Annotated in this window: 19 protein-coding genes; 5 read left to right on the top strand and 14 right to left on the bottom strand. The window is 64.6% G+C overall.

Translation table 11 applies throughout. The features are described 5' to 3' along the window. Positions 1–157: 157 nt before the first annotated feature. From AC1DX4_RS23190 to gspG, 4 genes are all read left to right on the top strand, one after another. A complete protein-coding gene (locus AC1DX4_RS23190; protein WP_477222503.1) occupies positions 158–742 on the top strand; it encodes a MarR family winged helix-turn-helix transcriptional regulator in 585 nt (194 codons plus the stop codon). 141 nt (positions 743–883) lie between these two features. Beyond that, positions 884–3,007 carry a type II secretion system secretin GspD gene (gene gspD / locus AC1DX4_RS23195; protein WP_477222504.1) on the top strand — a complete coding sequence of 708 codons (2,124 nt, stop codon included), beginning with the start codon at positions 884–886 and terminating at the stop codon, positions 3,005–3,007. A 2-nt stretch (positions 3,008–3,009) separates the two neighbouring features. After that, positions 3,010–3,504, top strand: a complete 495-nt coding sequence (locus AC1DX4_RS23200) for a prepilin peptidase (protein WP_477222505.1) — start codon at positions 3,010–3,012, stop codon at positions 3,502–3,504. Then, positions 3,504–3,974 carry a type II secretion system major pseudopilin GspG gene (gene gspG, locus AC1DX4_RS23205; protein ID WP_477222506.1) on the top strand — a complete coding sequence of 157 codons (471 nt, stop codon included), beginning with the start codon at positions 3,504–3,506 and terminating at the stop codon, positions 3,972–3,974. The genes AC1DX4_RS23200 and gspG overlap by 1 nt, the downstream gene beginning before the upstream one ends. Before the next feature lie 32 nt (positions 3,975–4,006). Here gspG and AC1DX4_RS23210 read toward each other — a convergent pair whose 3' ends face one another. The 11 genes from AC1DX4_RS23210 to AC1DX4_RS23260 all read right to left on the bottom strand — a co-directional run bounded on the left by AC1DX4_RS23210 (position 4,007) and on the right by AC1DX4_RS23260 (position 14,260). Then, on the bottom strand, positions 4,007–4,654 hold the full coding sequence (locus AC1DX4_RS23210; RefSeq protein WP_477222507.1) for a hypothetical protein: 648 nt from the start codon (positions 4,652–4,654) through the stop codon (positions 4,007–4,009). A 68-nt stretch (positions 4,655–4,722) separates the two neighbouring features. Further along, a complete protein-coding gene (locus AC1DX4_RS23215; RefSeq protein ID WP_477222508.1) occupies positions 4,723–5,097 on the bottom strand; it encodes a PulJ/GspJ family protein in 375 nt (124 codons plus the stop codon). Then, positions 5,094–5,564: a GspH/FimT family pseudopilin gene (locus AC1DX4_RS23220; RefSeq protein WP_477222509.1), complete on the bottom strand. Its 471-nt coding sequence runs from the start codon at positions 5,562–5,564 to the stop codon at positions 5,094–5,096. Before AC1DX4_RS23220 ends, AC1DX4_RS23215 begins: the two co-directional genes overlap by 4 nt. Then, positions 5,561–6,778, bottom strand: a complete 1,218-nt coding sequence (locus AC1DX4_RS23225) for a type II secretion system F family protein (protein ID WP_477222510.1) — start codon at positions 6,776–6,778, stop codon at positions 5,561–5,563. Before AC1DX4_RS23225 ends, AC1DX4_RS23220 begins: the two co-directional genes overlap by 4 nt. Beyond that, on the bottom strand, positions 6,778–8,421 hold the full coding sequence (locus AC1DX4_RS23230) for a GspE/PulE family protein (RefSeq protein ID WP_477222511.1): 1,644 nt from the start codon (positions 8,419–8,421) through the stop codon (positions 6,778–6,780). The genes AC1DX4_RS23225 and AC1DX4_RS23230 overlap by 1 nt, the downstream gene beginning before the upstream one ends. Next, positions 8,418–9,344 (bottom strand): hypothetical protein, encoded by a 927-nt coding sequence (locus AC1DX4_RS23235; protein WP_477222512.1) that lies wholly within the window; start codon positions 9,342–9,344, stop codon positions 8,418–8,420. The genes AC1DX4_RS23230 and AC1DX4_RS23235 overlap by 4 nt, the downstream gene beginning before the upstream one ends. After that, positions 9,341–9,895, bottom strand: coding sequence for a hypothetical protein (locus AC1DX4_RS23240; protein ID WP_477222513.1), 555 nt, complete (start codon positions 9,893–9,895; stop codon positions 9,341–9,343). Before AC1DX4_RS23240 ends, AC1DX4_RS23235 begins: the two co-directional genes overlap by 4 nt. Then, positions 9,892–10,485 carry a type II secretion system protein GspM gene (gspM, locus tag AC1DX4_RS23245; protein ID WP_477222514.1) on the bottom strand — a complete coding sequence of 198 codons (594 nt, stop codon included), beginning with the start codon at positions 10,483–10,485 and terminating at the stop codon, positions 9,892–9,894. Before gspM ends, AC1DX4_RS23240 begins: the two co-directional genes overlap by 4 nt. Before the next feature lie 2 nt (positions 10,486–10,487). Next, positions 10,488–11,537, bottom strand: coding sequence for a PilN domain-containing protein (locus AC1DX4_RS23250; RefSeq protein ID WP_477222515.1), 1,050 nt, complete (start codon positions 11,535–11,537; stop codon positions 10,488–10,490). 440 nt (positions 11,538–11,977) lie between these two features. After that, positions 11,978–13,105, bottom strand: coding sequence for a serine hydrolase domain-containing protein (locus AC1DX4_RS23255; protein WP_477222516.1), 1,128 nt, complete (start codon positions 13,103–13,105; stop codon positions 11,978–11,980). A gap of 114 nt (positions 13,106–13,219) precedes the next feature. Next, positions 13,220–14,260 carry a proline racemase family protein gene (locus tag AC1DX4_RS23260; RefSeq protein ID WP_477222517.1) on the bottom strand — a complete coding sequence of 347 codons (1,041 nt, stop codon included), beginning with the start codon at positions 14,258–14,260 and terminating at the stop codon, positions 13,220–13,222. Between the two features lie 107 nt (positions 14,261–14,367). Here AC1DX4_RS23260 and AC1DX4_RS23265 point away from each other — a divergent pair, with 107 nt between their 5' ends. Next, a complete protein-coding gene (locus AC1DX4_RS23265) occupies positions 14,368–15,330 on the top strand; it encodes a dihydrodipicolinate synthase family protein (protein ID WP_477222518.1) in 963 nt (320 codons plus the stop codon). 74 nt (positions 15,331–15,404) lie between these two features. Here AC1DX4_RS23265 and pldH read toward each other — a convergent pair whose 3' ends face one another. From pldH to pldA, 3 genes are read right to left on the bottom strand one after another with little or no spacing between them, the layout of a single operon-like run. Further along, entirely contained in the window at positions 15,405–16,151 is a 747-nt protein-coding gene (pldH, locus tag AC1DX4_RS23270) for a pyridoxal 4-dehydrogenase, SDR-type (protein ID WP_477222519.1), read from the bottom strand. A gap of 38 nt (positions 16,152–16,189) precedes the next feature. Continuing rightward, a complete protein-coding gene (gene ppaT, locus AC1DX4_RS23275) occupies positions 16,190–17,368 on the bottom strand; it encodes a pyridoxamine--pyruvate transaminase (RefSeq protein WP_477222651.1) in 1,179 nt (392 codons plus the stop codon). Positions 17,369–17,394: 26 nt separating this feature from the next. After that, positions 17,395–18,201, bottom strand: coding sequence for a 4-pyridoxolactonase (gene pldA, locus AC1DX4_RS23280; RefSeq protein WP_477222520.1), 807 nt, complete (start codon positions 18,199–18,201; stop codon positions 17,395–17,397). Positions 18,202–18,214: the final 13 nt, after the last annotated feature.

Here is an 18,214-nt window from a genome sequence, read left to right on the forward strand (position 1 = left end):
CGTAGACTGGGCGCGGTTTATGTGCCCAGGGCAGATATATGTCAATATCAAATATATGCTAGTAGCACATAGTTGACGCCAGCATATATTTTTGCTAGCGCGCTGGGGTATGAGCAGCAACCATACCGAGCCAGGAAATCCGGACCGATTTTCCTCCTTGTGTCAAACACAGGGTGATCAGGACCTCGCAGACCTGGCGCGCAGCAGTGGCCTGTCCGAAGCGGCAGCCGACGCCGTCGCCGCCATCGATGCGGTGATGACCAAGGTGCGCCGCTCGATCCAGCGCCGGGACTTCGGCCGTTTGATCCTGGCCCGCATCGATCCCTCGCTGGAAGTAAGCCATCTCGATGCGATCATCGCACTCAGCGCCGGCGTCGGCGACACCTCACGCGACGAGGTGACGGTCGGCATCATCGCCGAGCGCATGGGGATCGACCCCTCCCGCGCCAGCCGCATCTCTGCCGACCTCGTTGAGCGCGGCTACGCCGTCCGCGTCGCATCGCAACTCGATGCCCGGCGCATTTGCCTCAAACTCACCACCAGGAGCGAACGCCTGGTGACGGCGGTGCGTCAGACCAAATGGCGGATTTTCGCCGGATCACTGGCGCAATGGGATGAACAGGAATTGGTGACATTCGCCACCCTGTTGGAACGCTTCGCGGGTTGGGCCACGGACGAAGCGGAGATGCGCAAGTCGGCGGATGCGGTCAAGCAGATGATGGACGAGACGGAACCGGTGTAGATATCCGTGACGCTCCCATTTTTACCCAGCAGTTTACTACCCCTCCACCACCTACCCTGTGGATAGACCCTAAACATCGCCATCATTCCCGACATCGGCCTGCAAGAAGCCCTAGAGTAAAAGCCTAGGGGAATCGGGTGGATGTCGAGCAAGCCTAGTCATTGCGTCGTGTTGTGCACGCTGCTGGCTGTTGCCGGCTGCACGTCTTCGCCGGGCAAGGATTTTTTCACCGAGACCATCGACAGCCTGCATGCCAAGAACTCGCCGCTGCGGGCGGGCTATACCGGGCCGGCCACCGTCACCTCGGCGCAGAGTGCCGCACAGCGCTTCAACGGCGCGCAGTATCAGGGGTCGGGCCAGTTCGTGTCGTCGGGCGCGCCCGTCACCAAGGTGACGAGCGACGGCGCCGGCAAGTTCGAGCTCAATCTGGTCAATGCGCCTATCGCCGACGCGGCCAAGGCGGTGCTGGGTGACGCGCTGCACCTCAACTACATCGTCGACCCGCGCGTGCAAGGCACGGTGACGCTGCAGACCTCGCAGCCGGTGTCGCAGGACGCGCTGGTCGACATCCTGCAATCGGCGCTGGCGGTGAACGCCGCCGGCATCACCAGCCGCGGCGGCACCTACCAGATCGTGCCGCTGTCCGAGATCATGGCCTCGACGCCGCCGGTCAGCGTGCCGTCGACCTCGCCGTCCGGCCCCGGCGTCAAGGTGCAGGTGCTGCAGCTGCAATTCATCGCCGCCGACGAGATGAAGACCATTCTCGAACCGATCACCCGCCAGGGCTCGGTGCTGCGCGTCGATTCCACCCGCAACATCATCACCGTCGCCGGCAGCGACAGCGACCTCAATGCCATCCGCGAAGCAGTTTCGGTGTTCGATGTCGACTGGATGCGCGGCATGTCGGTGGCACTGCATCCGCTGAAGACCTCCAAGCCGGAAGCGGTCGCCGCCGAGCTCGATTCGATCTTCGGCACCAAGGAGGGGCCGGGCGCCAAGCTCATCCAGTTCATCCCCAACGACCGGCTGAACTCGGTGCTGGTGATCACCTCGCGCCCGGCCTATCTGGCGCGCGCCTCGACCTGGATCAACAAGCTCGACAGGCTGGCCGAGACCAATGAGAACCAGCTTTTCGTCTATCAGATCCAGAACCGTCCGGCCAAGGAACTGGCCGCGGTGCTGAGCTCGGTTCTCGGCACCACGGTGAAGACCGAAGGCGAATCCGGCGGCTCGAACGTGTCGCCCGACCAGACGCCGATCGCCATGCAGTCGGATGGCGTGACGCCGGCACCGTTGACGGGTCCCTCGCCTTCGCTGCCCTTGCAGGACGGGCAGCCGCCCGCGCATGCCACGGTCGTCGCCGATATCGAAAACAACGCGCTGCTGATCCAGACCACCGCGCGCGACTATGAACGCATCGAGCAGATCCTGGCCAAGGTCGACGTGCTGCCGACGCAAGTCATGCTGGAAGCCGTCATCGCCGAGGTGACGCTCAATGACGATTTGAAATACGGCCTGCGCTGGTTCTTCGAGAATGGCGGCATGAAGATCTCGCTGTCGGACGTAGCAAAGGGAGCGGCTGCGGCGGCACTCCCCGGATTCAACTGGAGCTACGCGACCGATAATATCCAGGTGACGCTGAACGCGCTGTCCAGCATCACCGACGTCAATGTCATCTCGGCCCCGACCATCATGGCACTCAACAACCAGAAAGCGGTCTTGCAGGTCGGCGACCAGGTGCCGATCGCCACGCGGCAAGTGGTGGACCAGACGCTCGGCAGTTCGCCGGTCGTCTCCGTCGAGATGAAGGACACCGGCGTCATCCTGACGGTGACGCCACGCATCAATGCTGCCGGCAGGGTCATGCTCGACATCGAGCAGGAGGTCAGCAATGTGACGAAGACGACCAGCTCCGGCATCGATTCCCCGACCATCCAGCAGCGCAAGATCCAGACGCGGGTGCTGGTCAATGACGGTGAAAGCCTGGCGCTGGGCGGCCTGATCCAGTCGCGCAACAATGTCGACCGCACCCAGGTGCCCATCCTCGGCGACATCCCGATTATCGGCAATGCGTTCAAGCAGAAGACGGACAGCATTGGACGCACCGAACTGATCATCTTCATCCGGCCGCGCGTGGTGCGCGACATCAACGAAGCCCGCGAAGTGACCGATGAATTCCGCGGCAAGATCAGCCTGCAGACGCCGATCCAGAAGCGGCGCGGCGGCACCAAGCTGCAGCAGGATCTGAAGAGGCTGGCGTATTGACGATGGCTGCGCACCCTTCTCTCGTGCTGGCTGCGACGATCGCCCTGACGGCCATTCTCTGCGCCATTGCGATCGCCGATTTCCGCCGGCAGATCATCCCGGACGGGCTCAATTTGGCGCTGGCCGGCATCGGCCTTTCCTATCAGGCGGCGGCGGACGCCGCCGGTCTGCCGATGCACCTGCTGTTCGCCGCAGTGACTTTCACCGCTGCCTGGCTGCTGCGGCGCGGCCATTTTCTGTTGACCGGCCGGATCGGACTCGGCCTCGGCGACGTCAAGATGCTGGCGGCCGCTTCATGCTGGATCAGCCCGCTGCTGCTGCCGGTGCTGCTGTTCATCGCCAGCGCCAGCGCTCTTTTGTTCGTCGGCGGACTGGTGGTGGCGACAGGGCCGGCGGCAGCGCGGGCGCGCGTCGCCTTCGGCCCGTTTATCGCCATCGGCCTCGGCTCAAGCTGGGCGCTGGAGCAATTTGCAGGTCTGGACATGGGACTGCTCTGATGATGCGCCTTCTTCAACCCTCCGAAAGACTTCAATCTTCCGAAGAATCGCGCCGCAAACGTGATGATAGCGAAAGCGGCTTCACGCTGGTCGAACTGCTGGTGGTACTCGCCATCATCGCGCTGATCGCCACGCTCGCGGCACCGCAGGTGCTGCGCTATCTCGGCGCGGCCAGGACCAATGCGGCCAAGGCGCAAATCCGAAACATCGAAAGCGCGCTCGAGCTCTACTATATCGACAATGCGAAATATCCGACCGGTGAAGAGGGGCTCAATGCCCTGGTCGCGCAGCCGGCCGGCGAGGCGCGCTGGAACGGGCCGTATCTCAAGGGAAGCACCGGCCTGAAGGATCCGTGGGGCAGGCCTTACACCTACGAAGTGAAGGCCGATGCCAGCGGCGTGGTCATCCGCACCCTTGGCAAGGACGGCAAGCCCGACGGAACCGGAGAAGACCAGGACGTCAGCAACTGACGGCAATCGGAACTCCGCCGGCGGATCGGTGCTCAATTCGTGCGCGGCACCTGGGCATTCGCCAGATCGAGGCGGGCAAAACCGCGCGATGAATAGGCCGCACCATCGCGCACAACCGAGACGGTGAACCGCACGGCGGCAGGCAGCCGCCGTGGCGCATTCCAACCCGGCAGCCAGGATGGCGATGCCTGCGTGCTGTCGAGATACTCGAATTTCATCGCGCTCACGCCGCCGATCAGCCGCACCGGTTCGCTCGATATCGAGGCACCGGGTTTGCTGCCGCGCCGCGTCTTCTGGACGATGGCCAGAGCGCCTCCCGACTGGCCGCCCAGCGACACGACAATCTCGCGCAGTGCCGAGGATTTGAAGCCGATCGCCTGAACCGCATTGAACTCGATCCGGGCGCCGTCGCCGCTGAGATAAAGCACCTGGTCCGGCGACGATTTCGACAGAGGCAAAGGTTCGGCGTGGCTGATCGCCGTCTCGAGGAACCGCGATGCGGCGTCGACCTCCATCTGGAACTCGGTTGCCTTTTCGATGCGCATCATCGTTCGCGCCTGGCCGAGAAAGACCATCATCAGCGATGAGATGACGCCGATGAGCGCCAGCCCCACCAGCACGTCGATGAGCGCAAACCCCGCTGCGGATGCCGAGGGTTCCGGACGCGACTTGCCGTCCAACGAAGCAGCGCCTGCAAGACGACGGCAAACGGCGCGGGCCTTCGTCAAAGCCCAGGAGAACAGCCAGCTCATGGCGCAGCCGGGCCTTGCGCCGGCACAAAGGTCAAAAACGGTCCGCCTGGGGACGCCCCGCCCGGCTTCTCGATGAGAACGGCGGTCACCCTCGCCTTCGCCACGTCTATCGTGCGGGTCTTCAGGGTCCAGCCGGGCTGCGCCACGGTTTGCGCCCGGGCCTCGTAGTCGGCCAGCATCACGCGGACGGTTCTGGCCGTTTCGACCTGGCGTTTGGCCGCGGCAATGCTGCGGCTGGCCAGCACGATCGACTGGCTGGCGACGCCAAGCACGAGCGCCAGGATCGTCATGGCGACGATCATCTCCAGGATCGAGAATCCGTCTTCGGAAGAAATCTGGGACGATGGGTCGGTCACAGATGACCCGGTCATGGCAGTGTCCGCCATGTCGAAAGCCCGGTCAGCCAGTTGACCGCGATGCGCGCGGTCCGGCCTTTTTGCTCGAGGGCGATATCCATGCCGGAAGCGCTGCCGTCGGGAAGGAAGGTCAGGACCGTCTGCCGGTCGGCGACAACAGTTTCCCGACCAGTGGTCACGGTCATTTTGACATCGTCCGGCAGGGCGACATTGTCTCGTTCGCCGAAGCGGATGAGACGGGCGCCGAGATCGACAACGACCTGCCTCGGCCGGGCGGTGGCGATGGCCGATGTGCGCGACAGGCGCAGCCGCATGGTGATCTCGCCGGCCACCGTCTCCAGGCTCCTGGTGCGATAGTGGCTTACCAGCCCTGGCGCAGCGATTGCGGCGACAAGCGCCATGATCGCCAACACCACCAGCATTTCGACCAGGGTGAATCCGGCCGTTGCACCCGCCTGTGTGTCTTTAGGCGCGGCCGTCATTGCAGCGCCAGATCGTTGATGCTGAGGATCGTCGTCATCACCGAAATGACCAGGCTGCCGACGAGAAAGCCGAGCGAGATCGTCAGCGCCGGCGTCAACAGCTTCAGCACGGTGTCGATCCGCCGCGTCAGCGTCAGCTGGAGCATCTTGGCGGCGCGATCCAGCACCACCGGAAGCGCATTGGCCTCTTCGCCAAGCGAGACCAGCGACATTGTCGCGTGGCCGAAAATCCCCGCCTTGACGATCGCGCTGTGCAGGCGCGCGCCATTGGCGACGTTTTCTTCGATCGTGGCAAAGCTTGCGGCCAATGAACTCTGCCGGGAAACGTTGGCGGCGAGGCCAAGCGCCTCGGTCATCGCCACGCCATTGCCGAGCAGCAGCGCAAGCGTTTCGAGATAACGCGCGACCACGGCATCCCTGACCAGCGCGCCGATCAGCGGGATCTTCAACAGCCAGTGCGAAAGCTGTCGTCTGGCGCCAGCAGACCGCGACACCAGAAGGTAACAAAGCAAGCCGAGGACCGCCGCCAGCGGGAAAACGAAGGGGTAGTCGCGAAACACCGTGCCGAAGGCCGACAGCACTGTCATGGTGAACGGCTTGGGGGCGGATGACCCTTCGAAGATCGGCTCCAGCGCAGGCACCAGGACCGTCGCCAGAATGACCAGCGCCCCGCTCATCACCAGCAGCAGGAAAGCCGGATAGGCCAGCGCCTCGCCGATTGCCGCGCGGCGCTCGGCCGTCGCCTCGAACGTGTCCGCCAGCCGCTGGCAGATATAGGCCATCTTGCCGCTGCGCTCGCCGCTGGCAAGCAGGGCGGCAATATCGGGGGTGATGCCCGGCAGGCTGGCAAAGGCCTCGGCGATCGGCCGGCCGCCGGTCGTCAGATCGAGCACCGATTGCAGTTGCTGGCGCCGCTGCCGGTTGGCTTCGCCGGAGATGACCGCGCCCAGGGCGCGGTCGACCGTGAAGCCGGCATTCAGAAGCACCGAGAGTTCGGAGAACAAGCGGCTGAGGTCGACCTTTCTGGTAAGAGTCAGCGCGCTGCGTCCCGGCAGGCGAAGCTGCGGCCTTTCGCTGTTCACGGGCGCAAGATGGTAGGATCGGCGCCCCTGCTGCGCCAGTTTGCGGGCGGCGTCCTGTTTGGTCGACGCATCGAGAACGCCGGCCTCCGTCGAGCCGTCGGCCAGGTAGGCGCGATAGGCAAAGGCCGGCATCAGCCACCTCCCGCGAGGTCGATAACACGCCGGACTTCGTCCATCGTGGTGACCTGCGATCGGGCAAGGGCGGTTGCGTGGACCGACATCGGCACGAGGTCGTCCTCGGCGGCGATGCGGCCGATCTCCATTTCGCCGGCGCCCTGGTCGATAAGCTCGGCGATGCGCGGCGACACTTGCAGCATTTCATAGGTCACCGTGCGGCCGCTGTAGCCGGAGCCGTTGCAGGTGCGGCAGGCCGGGCCGGCCTGCACCGCACCGTGGCAGGTCGGGCAGACGCGGCGCAACAGCCGCTGCGCGATGACGCCGCGGATGGTCGCGCCGAGCAGATAGCCATCGATGCCCATGTCGCGAAGGCGCGTCAGCGCGCCGGCGGCACTGTTGGTGTGCAGCGTCGAGAACACGAGATGGCCGGTGAGCGCCGCCTGGACCGCGACCTGCGCCGTCTCGCGATCGCGGATTTCGCCGAGCAGGATGATGTCGGGATCCTGGCGCAGGATCGAGCGCAAGGCGGCGGCGAAGTCGAGGTCAATCGCCGGATTGACCTGCAACTGGGTGATGCCCGCCATGCGGTACTCGACCGGATCCTCGACCGTGAAAATCTTGACATCCGGCCGCGAACGCTCGGCCAGGATGGAATAGAGCGTCGTCGTCTTGCCGCTGCCGGTCGGCCCGGTGATCAGCACGATGCCGTTGGCGGCTTGCGACATGTTGCGGATCTTCGCTTGCGCGGCGCCGTCGAAGCCGAGTTTCTCCAGCTTCAGTTCAACGCCGGAGCGGTCGAGAATGCGAAGCACGATGGCCTCGCCGTGGATGGAGGGAATGACCGAGACGCGCAGGTCGACATCCCTGCCGCGCACGGCAATGCGCATGCGACCGTCCTGCGGCAGGCGCCGTTCGGCAATGTTGAGCCGCGACAGGATCTTGATGCGGGTGGAGATACCGGACAGCATCGCGATCGAGGCGGTATCGACGGTGGACAGCATGCCGTCATGCCTGAAGCGGATGCGGACGTGATCCTCGAGCGGCTCGATGTGAATGTCGGTGGCCCTTGCGTCGACCGCCTTGTGGATGGTCTCGGCGACGAAGCGCACGATCGGCGCCTCACGGGCGAAATCCTTCAACCGATCGAGGTCGTCAGGGCCGAAATCCAGGGTTTCACCGCTGCCGCCGCCGTTCGAAACGGCAGCCATGGCCGATTGCTCGATGCGATCGATGTGTTCGGCGATCATGCGTCTTGGCAAGATGCGCAGCGCCAGTGTCCGCTCATAGTGGAAGGCCAGTGCGTCGATGGTGGCCGAGGAGAAAGGATCGGCGACGGCGACGACCAGCCGCTCGGCGTCCATCTGCAGCGGCAGGATGGCGTTTTCCCGGAGATAGGCCAGCGGCACGCTTGCCAGCATTTCGGGGCTGATCTGTTCGGGAATCTCGACCGGCATCGGCGCCTCGAGATAACGGCTGAGGCTGTTGGCGAGCTCCTGTTCGCCGATCAGCCCGAGTTCGGTCATCACCGTATCAAACGGATGCCCCGATGTTCGCGATGCCCCGAGCGCGCGTTGGGCGGCATGCGCGCTCAGTACTTTCTCGCCCTCGAGAAAGGTGAGAAACGCCTCTATCCCCTTTGTCTGGGCGGAAGCGTTCATGAGCTCCATCCCCGCAGGATCTGCGCCGCCTCGGTGCCGAAAAGCACTTCGCAGTCGGCGGTATCGGCGACTGGCGGCAGGGCGTCGGCTTCGGTGACCGGGCTTCGGGCGACGCGGGAGAATGCCGCGCCTGTCGCAGATTTCTCGATGATGAACCCGGCCTCGCCCGTGATCCCGGAACCGTCGCGTCTCACCACCACGTCGACCGTGTAGGCCGATGCGTCGGCCGACGCCTCTACGACCGAAGCGCTGGAGCCGCCGGCAAGGGCCGCGCGAAGACGGCTTGGCGCGCGGTCGGCGCTGATCGTGCCACGCTTCGAGTTGACCGTGAAAACACCATTCAGGGTCTGCAGCGGTATCGACGTCAGGGCCGAAAACTCCTGCAGTTCGGACACCGATTCGAACGGCGCCTGCTTGTCTTCCGGCGGTCCGACGGCGCTTCTGGACTGCGGCAAGCCGGCGAACAGCTTGGCGCTGTCGCGAAACCGGATCGCGGCCTTGGCCAGTTCATCCGATGCCTGCTGCTGAAAGCCGAGCGCTGCAAAGCCAAGCCCCAGCAAACGGTCATCGGCAGCGTTGAGATCGATCAGCCCGCCATGATCCTGGACGCGCACATTGAAACTGAATGCCCCCGACCGGCAGGCTGTCGGTGTGGAATCCAGCGGAAACTTTTTTGCGCCCTCGCCTCCGCTCAATTGGCTGGCAACCACATTGCCGAGGCCTTCGGCAAGCAGCGACAGACGCTCCTGCTCGACCTCGTTGTTGGCGATCATCAGCCGCGTTTTGGCCGTGACGGCAAACGGAACGACGATCGCCGAAACGACGAGCATGAACACCAGCACGGCGACCAGCGAAAAGCCGGCGCTGGCGCCTTCGTCCGCTGCGCTCGCATTCGCGCTGTCATGGCGTGCGCGGTCGCTCATAATTGCGGGACATTTGGGGGTGGCTGGACATTCTTCCAGGGCGGATAAAGCGGCACACGCGCTACCTTGCCATCCCGTTCCAGCACGGCTTGATCCTTGTCGATCGCCGACACCGTCCAGCCGTCGACGGTCTCGCCACTGCCATACCAGAGCGCGGTCTCGCTGCCGGCGACGCGCAGCAGCGCCTTGGCCGCTCCGCCGTGAATGCTGATGCCCAGAAGCGACGGCGCAACGACCGGCACCTCGGGCGGAGGTGGCGGCGGCGCTTGTTCGACGGGTGCGACAGCAACCTCGACCGGCGGCGGCGGCGCGACCGGCGGCGGCACGAATTTCCGGCGTGTCGGCGTAAACAGCGGACGCTGGAACGTCTCGCTGAAATCGCCGGCTTCGGGAAATTGCAGTGACCCCGATGCGGAAGCCGGGCCACCATCATGCCCCTTGCCGGAGGCGACGGGCGTGATGTCGACAGGCGTATCGTAGAGCGCGACATTGACCAAAGCGAGGGCCGCGACCACGGCCGCAATCGCCAGGCCAGCGAATTTCCCGGTCATGGCTTGACCCCGGCGGGCGCCATCTGCGTTTGCAGCGGCCCGTAAAACAGGAGCTCGGCAAAGATCTCCGGATCCCCGGTCCGTCCCGCCGCGGGTCCGACATCGGTGGTGCGCAAGGTGGCCTCGCGAATGAACAGCACCGGCAGCGACGTTTCGATGGCGAGGATGGCGTTGTGGATGCCCTCCAGCGGCCCTGAAAGATTGGCCCGCAGCCCGATGAAATCGACGCCGGCTTCGCTCAGCACCGGGGCATTGCCGGCCGACAGCACGCTGACCCCATTGGCGGCGGCAATCGCGTTGAGCCGGGTCTGCAGCCCGCCGCGGATGATAGCTTCGCTCCCGCCGGTGAGAAATTCGGGATTGGCCGCCGCTTCCGGACTGGCGGCGCTGTCGAGGCGCTTTGCCAAGGCGGCCACGCTCTGCAGCTGGCCGAGAAGCTCACGCTTTTCCTCGATCCCGGCCTGTGCGGAGGCGACGCTGTCGAATGCCGCGAACACCACCCAGGCGAGGACACAGGCTGCGACCACGGCCAGTGCCAGCGCGATCAGGCGGCGGATCGTCGGCCTTGTGTTGAGGATGGCGGAGAGCATCGTCAGAGCGCTCCGATCTTGGCCGAAATGGTGAAGTGCTCGCCGTCCTGACCGGGGACCTTGACCACCGGTGACGCGAATTCAGGCGCCGAAAACAGCGGCGAGGCGTCGATCGGCTGGATCAGTTCGGCAGCCGAGGTGGAGAAGCCTGAAATGGTCAGGTCGTCGCCCTTGGCCGAGAGATCGGTCAGCCAGGCGGTGTCGGGCAGCAGATGCGTCAGCTCAGCCCATACGCGCACCAGCGATGCCGTCGTCTTCTTTTCCTGACGGATCTTTTCGATACGCTCGATGCCGGCCTGGCGCTTCTGCAGCGAGGTGCGCGCCGCCTTGGCCAGCACCTGCGCATCGGCGATCTGCGTGTCCAGTTCGGCCTCCGCCTGCCAGGCGCGCCAATGCGCATGCGCGAAGGTCACCAGCACTGCCCCGGCCAGGATCGACAGGGCGGTAACCCACGCGGTCCTGGCGCGCCGGTCACGCCGGCTCAGTGGCCAGATGGCGGCGAGGCTGAGCGGATCGGCACGCAGCGTGCCGGCCGGCTGCGACAGCGACAGGCTGCGGACCGAGCCACCGGCACGGCGAACCGCGTCCAGCACGGCGGCAAGCGTCTTCGCCTTGACGACATGGTAGGAACTGTCTTCTTCCGCCGTCGCGGCGAAGACGACATGCACCTGCGCCGGGTCGATCGGCGTCGCGGCCAGAAGGTCGAGTTCGGCCATGTCGCGCGCCTGTCGAACAGGCAGGCGCCGCGGCGCCAGTTGCCGGGTCAGGAACAGGCCGGGCTGGATCGCAATATCGAAGCTCGGCCGCCTGCGCCGAGCTCCGCCCTGGAGCAGCGCCAGGATCTCGTCCGAGGAGGCCGTGAGCGCCGAGGGGATCGACTGGAATTCCGGCGCATTGGCCTCGCGCACGCGAATGCCGTCATCCGCCAGGCTGACGATCCAGTCGGCGGTGGAAGATTGCTTCCGCCTGGGTGTAAGCCACGCCCAGACCCCTCGCAGCTCGCCGAGCCACCAGTCGAAAAAATCCAGAAATTGCGCGTTGAGTGTCGCCACAATCAACCACCCGCCACCCCGGCTGATTCTCAACCGGGGTTTTCAGGGTGAGACTACTACAGATGGTGGTGCGATGCGGAGATTTGCGGGGGTGTGGGAGAGGGATTAGCCACAGGTTTGTTGGCCGATGTTCCGCCTTGCGCAGGGCATCGAAAGCCGCGACGACGGCAGCCGGTCCTTTCCACCGGCGTCAGATCAGCGATGACCGGGTAAATACGACAAAAAGTGCACTGTCACCGTAATTCGCAGTTATCGCCCAATCTCGCCGCGGCTGGGAGTTACGGTGACAGTGCACTAATTTTTCCTCACCCGTTGCCGCGCTGTGGCACGTGATGCGGCAGTCCGGGAACGATACTGTGAGCGAGGCGAGCCATTCGGTCAATCTACACGCAGCCGCAGCAAAGGCGAATAGCGATCAAAGTGCACTGTCTCTATTCCCGTCAGAGCGAGTCGTAAACGGCGTCGATCAACACCTTGCGGCGTGGGTCGATGTCGTCGAAACCCAGCATGCGGTTGGTGACGTAGCTGAAACCGACGCCGGCGCCGGGATCGGCAAAGCCGATGGCGCCGCCCCAGCCAGAGTGGCCGAACGTTTGCGGCGATGCGCGGCCGGCATAGACTGGATCCTCCATCTGATAGCCGGCGGCGACGGCGGCCGGTGCGGCAAAGCTTTCATCCATGCCGCGAAACCGCGGTCGCACCGCCGCTTCGATTGCCGCGCGACTGATCAGAGGCTTGCCCTCGCAGACACCGCCGGCTGCCATCATGCCGTAAATGCGGGCCAGTGCGTGCGCCGTCGACTGGCCGTTGCCGCCCGGCACTTCGGCGGCGCGCCAGACGCGGTCATTGGGGGCCAATGCACGCGGCACCGGATTGTCGCTTGCGTGCGGAAATGGCGAGGCGCGGACAAACTCGACCCAGTCCGAAGTCCTGGGCCCCTCGATCATCTCGGCCACCCTGTAATCCTCGCGGTCCGGCAGACCGACATGAAAATCGGCTCCGAGCGGGCCTGCGATCTCTTCCGCGATGAAGCGGCCGATGCTTCGCCCGTCCACGCGTCGCAGCACTTCGCCAGCAAGATGGCCGTAGGTAAGCGCGTGATAGATGGAGCGGCTGCCGGGCTCCCATAGGGGCGACATGGCCGCAAGCGCGTCGACAAAGGGCGTCCATGCGAGCAGACCCGCTTCGTCCATCGGCACGGCAAGGCCATTCAACCCAGCCTGGTGCGACATCACCTGATCGAGCGTGATGCGTTCCTTGCCGCCGGCCGCGAATTCCGGCCAGTAATGGGCAATGGGTGCGGCATAATCCAGCTTGCCGCGCTCCACCAACATAGCGATCGCCAGCGCCACGACGCCTTTGGTGGAGGACCAGACATTGATCAGCGTGTCCTGCCGCCACGGGCGGGTTCGAGCGGCATCCGCATGACCGCCCCACAGATCAACGACAGTCTTGTCGTGAACGACGACGCTTACGCCACCGCCATGTTCCAGCCCTTGCGCGAAACACGCGGCGAACGCCTCGCGCACGGCGCCAAAGCGCGGATCGCAGATACCATCTATGTTCATGCGCGAATTCTCACCAAGTGCGAACGCGACGGATGCCGCCGTTGAGACCATTCTCGCCTGGCGGGAACTCGCCAGTCCAGCGAATTGCCCGACGCTTGAGAAGGCCGGCTCTGACTACTGCTTCACCGAAGTGGAGGTGCCCCAGGTATCCGACAGCACGTAGCCCTGGGGATAAGGATCGGTCGGATCGAGATAGTAGCTGTGCTCACCGGTGATCCAGGCCCGGCCAGTGATCTCCGGAACGATCGCCTTGCGGGCGCCGATTTCCGCCAGATCCACAATCCGACCCGTGAAGCGCGAGCCGATGATCGATTCATGGATCAACACGTCGCCAACGTCCATCAAGCCCCGGGCTTGCAGCACGGCCATGCGCGCCGATGTGCCGGTGCCCGTCGGGCTGCGGTCCGAGCGGCCCGGCGAGACGATGCAGGTGTTGCGCGTGACGTTGCCCGGCCCCTGGAACGGCATGGCGAACTGCACGATCGACACGCCGCGCACATGCTCGAAGTCCGGATGGACGACGTCGAGTTGCTCGCGCGCGGCCCGGCGGACCTTCTCACCGGCCACCGCGATCTCGCGCGCCTCGTCGGGGGAGACCGAGAAGCCGAGCGCCTTGGCATCGACGATGGCGTAGAACATGCCGCCATAGGCGATGTCGACAATGAGCGTGCCGAGCCCTTCGACCTCGATGGCAGCGTCGAGACGTTCGGCAAAGGCGGGCGCGTTGCGGAAGGTGATCGAGACGCATTTGCCGTCGCGGCATTCGGCACGCACCTCGATGACGCCACCCGGCATGTCGAGTTTGAAGCGCGTCTCGGGCTCCTGCATCGGCACCATGCCGGTTTCGAGCAGCACCGTGGCGATGCATATGGTGTTGGAACCGGACATCGGCGGATACTCCGTCGGCTCCATGATGATGGCGCCGGCGACGCAATCCTCGCGCGTCGAGGGAACGAGCAGGTTGACGTGGCGCGCGACGCTGCCGCGCGGCTCGCAGATCAGCATGCGCCTGATATGGTCATGATCACGTTCCATCGTGATCATCTTCTCCATCATCGTGCGGCCCGCCGGCGGCAGGACACCGCCGACGATGACGTCGCCGATTTCGCCTTCGGCATGGCAGCCGATGACATGAATGCTGGTTTTGCTGCGCATTGTTGTTCCTGCGTTGGTCCCTGGCGGCCACAACTATTTTGCTTGGCAAGCCATGCCGCTCGGGACAAACTGGTCAATCTGCGTGCCAGCCTCAAGGAGAATCCGAAATGACCTCTAATGTTTTTTCCGGCTGCATGCCGGCGTTGATGACCCCGTGCACGCAGGACCGCCAACCCGACTTCGACGCGCTGGTGCGCAAGGGACGCGAGTTGATCGCGGCCGGCATGTCGGCCGTCGTCTATTGCGGCTCGATGGGCGACTGGCCGCTGTTGACCGACGAGCAGCGCATGGAAGGCGTCGAGCGCCTGGTGAAAGCCGGCGTGCCGGTGATCGTGGGAACCGGCGCGGTGAACACTGCCAAGGCCGTGGCCCATGCGGCGCACGCCCAGAAGGTCGGTGCCCGGGGCCTGATGGTAATCCCGCGCGTTCTGTCGCGCGGGCCCTCGGTGACGGCGCAGCGCAATCATTTCAAGGCGATCCTGGCGGCCGCACCCGACCTGCCAGCGGTCATCTACAACAGCCCCTATTACGGCTTTGCCACACGCGCCGAGCTGTTCTTTGCCCTGCGCGCCGAACATCCTAACCTGGTCGGCTTCAAGGAGTTCGGCGGCCCGTCGGATCTGCGCTATGCGGCGGAAAACATCACCAGCCGCGACGATGAGGTGGCGCTGATGATCGGTGTCGACACCGCCGTCTTCCACGGCTTCGTCAATTGCGGTGCGTCCGGCGCCATCACCGGCATCGGCAACGTCCTGCCCAAGGAGGTGTTGCACCTTGTGGGCTTGAGCCAGGCGGCGGCCAAGGGCGACGTCGAGGCCCGCCAGAGCGCGCTGGAACTGGACGCCGCGCTCGCCGTGCTGTCCTCCTTCGACGAAGGCCCTGACCTGGTGCTCTATTTCAAGCACATGATGGTGCTGAAGGGAGCTCCCGAATACGAGCTGCACTTCAACGAGACGGATGCCCTGAGCGACAGCCAGCGCGGTTATGCCGAGGCGCAGCTCAAATTGTTCGACAGCTGGTATGCCCAGTGGTCGAGGCAACCCGGCGTGATTGCCAGATACGCAGCCTGACCCGGCAAGTGCGACAAGGCGGCCATGGTACGGCCGCCGGTCGCATTGCGGGGCTGAGAAGGCGGCAATCTAATTCAGTGCCTGACCATCCCGGCGTCGACATTCAGTGTCTGGCCGGTGATCCAGCGCGCGTCCTCGCTCGCTAGGAACGACACGACATCGGCGATGTGTTCCGGCTGGCCCTTGCCCTTCATCGCCTGCAGCATTTCGACGAAGCCGAACGCCTCATTGTGCGGGCTCGCCTTGACGCCGTCGCTCTCGATCAGGCCGGGCGTCACCGCATTGGCGGTGATGTTGTATTTGCCGAGCTCGGTGGCCAGCGCTCTGGTGAAGCCGATGACGCCGCCCTTGGCCGCGACATAGGCGGCCATGTTCGGCGTGCCGGCAAAGAAGGTGTTGGAGGCGATGCTGATCACCCGCCCGGCCTTGCCTGCCGCACGCATCTGGTCGGTGCCGGCGCGGGTGACGATGAAGGTGCCTGTAAGGTTGACGTCGATGATCTTGCGCCAATGGTCGAGATCGACATCGTCCCAGGCGATGAACGGCACGATGCTGGCATTGTTGACCAGAATATCGATGCCCCCGGTCAGCGCCTGGATTTCGGCGAAGAGCGCCTTGACCGATGCCGGATTGGAAATGTCGGCGGCGATCGCGCTGGCCTTTCCGCCGATCGCCGCGGCGGCCGCCTTGGCGCCTTCGGCGTTGATGTCGCTGACGATGACGGTTGCCCCGTCGGCGGCCAGCCGCGCGGCGATCGCCTTGCCGATACCCTGCGCGGCGCCGGTAACCAGGGCCGTCTTTCCCGCAAGTCGCTCAGTCATGAAAATACTCCCTCAATCCGTGATCCAATGGTGTCTGTTCAGGCGTCGGCGTCGATGACGGCCAGCGCCGCCTCGATGCCTTTGCCGATCGCCAGTTTCTGGCCGGCCGCGTTCATGGCGCCGCCAAGCGCCGTCAGCGCCGCGATCGCGTAGATCGGCTGGGCGGTCGGCCCCATATGGCCGATGCGTGTCAGCTTTCCCAATGTCTCGCCGCGGCCCGACGAAAACACCACGCCGTAGCGGGCGCGCGCGCCCTGGCGAAGCGCCTTCTCGTCGACACCGTCGGGCGTGCGCACGGCCGTGGTGCTTGGCGAGGCGATTGCGTCGCTCGCGGCCCAGATCGACAGGCCCATGCCAACGACGCCCGCACGCATGGCCTTTGCCGTCAGCGCGTGACGCGCCCATACAGCCTCAGGTCCCTCGTTGAGATAGAGATCGAGCGCGACATCGAGGCCGTTCACTTCCGCCACGGAGGGCGTGAACGGGAACGGCTTGTCCCGCGACCAGGCGTTTTCCCAATCGACGATGCTAAGCACCGATGCGCGCGGGGCTGCCTTGTTGGCTTTCATCTTGGCCCAGGCGCGTTCGCTGACGCCCATGATCGTCAGCGCCGGCGGCGCGCCAAGGCACTTGCCGGGGCCGGTGACATAGATATCGGCCTTGCAGTCCTCGGGATGCGTCTTCATGCCGCCAAAGGACGAGACCGCGTCGACGATCAGATAACCGCCATGCGCCGAAACCAGCGCGCCGATGGCGTCGATCGGATTGATGGTGCCGGACGGCGTGTCGTGATGGCAGATGGACACGATGGTGATCTCCGGGTGCGCCTTGAGCATGTCGGCGACTGCCTGCGGATCGATCGCCTCATTGTAGGGCACTTCGATCTCGAGCAGATGCGGTGAGTAACGTTTCGCCCAGTAGCCAAAGCCCTTGCCGTAGACACCCGAGGCAAGGTTGAGCACGACGTCGTCCGATGTGATCAGCGACGCCGCCGCCGCCTCGAGGCCGAGCACCGGCTCGCCATGCAGGATGACCGGCTTGTTCGACAGCCGCATCGCCTTCTGCGCCTTGTCGACCACCCTCTCGTAGAAGAGCTGGAATGCCGGATCATAGTCATAGAGCACCGTGCGCGAGAGGCCGCGCAACACTTCTGGATAGGCGTTCACCGGGCCCGCGGTCAGGGTGATGACCGGATCGGCGTGTTCGGGATAGCGCATCATCTTGTCTCCGAATTGGGCTGGGTTCAGCCGTAGAACTGCGTGCCCGTCTTGTAGGTCTTGAAGTTGTCCATGTCGTGCGAGTACATCAGCTCGGCGCCGTGGTCCTCGGCCAGCTTCTTCACCTTGCGCATCGAATTGACGCCCGCCACCGGGTCGATATGGAAGGCCGCCTGGCAGAGCGTTTCAAGGCTCTTCTGCGTGTAGGCGGCGTCGATGGTGAACATGATCGGCTTGCGCTTGGGGAACTCGACCAGCAGGCTGTAGTGGCCGATCGAATGGCCGGGCGTCGAGATCAGCTTGACCCCCTTGGCGAGCTCGATGTCACCGTCAACGCCTTCGAAGGTCGAGTTGGCGCGCGTCGTGCCTTCCAGCAATTGCGCGGTCGCGCCACGCGCTTCGGCCGCTTCCGCCGAGAAGCTCAGGTCGGAATAGCCGAGATGCTCGAAAGGCTGCGGATTGCACGCCTGCGGCACCTCGGTCCGGTGGCAGATCTTCTTGGCGTGTGGAAAATACTTGTTGCCGCCGCAATGGTCGAAATGGAAATGCGAGTTGACGACGACGTCGATATCCCTGGGCTCGAGGCCGAGAAGGCCAAGCGCGCCGAGGATTGTCTGGTGCTTTTCCTGGATCGGCTTCTCGAAGGGCAGCACCTTCATGACATGGTCGTAGTCGTAGCCGGTGTCGATGAGGAAACGGCCCTCGGCATGCTCGACCAGGATCGAATAGACGGGAAAGCGCACTTCGCCGCCAGGACCACGGTTCCAGAACACATGATAGCCGTCGAGAACGAGCGAGCCGCCGTCGAGCAGGTAGACTTTGGTATCCGACATTCTTGCCTCCTGT

Source organism: Mesorhizobium sp. P3_A8, from assembly GCF_056402995.1.

Bases quoted from the DNA above. Each gene is read 5' to 3' on its own strand.
- gspD (WP_477222504.1), top strand. From the start codon at position 884: ATGTCGAGCAAGCCTAGTCATTGCGTCGTGTTGTGCACGCTGCTGGCT.
- AC1DX4_RS23200 (WP_477222505.1), top strand. From the start codon at position 3,010: ATGGCTGCGCACCCTTCTCTCGTGCTGGCTGCGACGATCGCCCTGACG.
- gspG (WP_477222506.1), top strand. From the start codon at position 3,504: ATGATGCGCCTTCTTCAACCCTCCGAAAGACTTCAATCTTCCGAAGAA.
- AC1DX4_RS23215 (WP_477222508.1), bottom strand. From the start codon at position 5,097: ATGACCGGGTCATCTGTGACCGACCCATCGTCCCAGATTTCTTCCGAA.
- AC1DX4_RS23220 (WP_477222509.1), bottom strand. From the start codon at position 5,564: ATGACGGCCGCGCCTAAAGACACACAGGCGGGTGCAACGGCCGGATTC.
- AC1DX4_RS23225 (WP_477222510.1), bottom strand. From the start codon at position 6,778: ATGCCGGCCTTTGCCTATCGCGCCTACCTGGCCGACGGCTCGACGGAG.
- AC1DX4_RS23230 (WP_477222511.1), bottom strand. From the start codon at position 8,421: ATGAACGCTTCCGCCCAGACAAAGGGGATAGAGGCGTTTCTCACCTTT.
- AC1DX4_RS23235 (WP_477222512.1), bottom strand. From the start codon at position 9,344: ATGAGCGACCGCGCACGCCATGACAGCGCGAATGCGAGCGCAGCGGAC.
- AC1DX4_RS23240 (WP_477222513.1), bottom strand. From the start codon at position 9,895: ATGACCGGGAAATTCGCTGGCCTGGCGATTGCGGCCGTGGTCGCGGCC.
- gspM (WP_477222514.1), bottom strand. From the start codon at position 10,485: ATGCTCTCCGCCATCCTCAACACAAGGCCGACGATCCGCCGCCTGATC.
- AC1DX4_RS23255 (WP_477222516.1), bottom strand. From the start codon at position 13,105: ATGAACATAGATGGTATCTGCGATCCGCGCTTTGGCGCCGTGCGCGAG.
- AC1DX4_RS23260 (WP_477222517.1), bottom strand. From the start codon at position 14,260: ATGCGCAGCAAAACCAGCATTCATGTCATCGGCTGCCATGCCGAAGGC.
- AC1DX4_RS23265 (WP_477222518.1), top strand. From the start codon at position 14,368: ATGACCTCTAATGTTTTTTCCGGCTGCATGCCGGCGTTGATGACCCCG.
- pldH (WP_477222519.1), bottom strand. From the start codon at position 16,151: ATGACTGAGCGACTTGCGGGAAAGACGGCCCTGGTTACCGGCGCCGCG.
- ppaT (WP_477222651.1), bottom strand. From the start codon at position 17,368: ATGCGCTATCCCGAACACGCCGATCCGGTCATCACCCTGACCGCGGGC.
- pldA (WP_477222520.1), bottom strand. From the start codon at position 18,201: ATGTCGGATACCAAAGTCTACCTGCTCGACGGCGGCTCGCTCGTTCTC.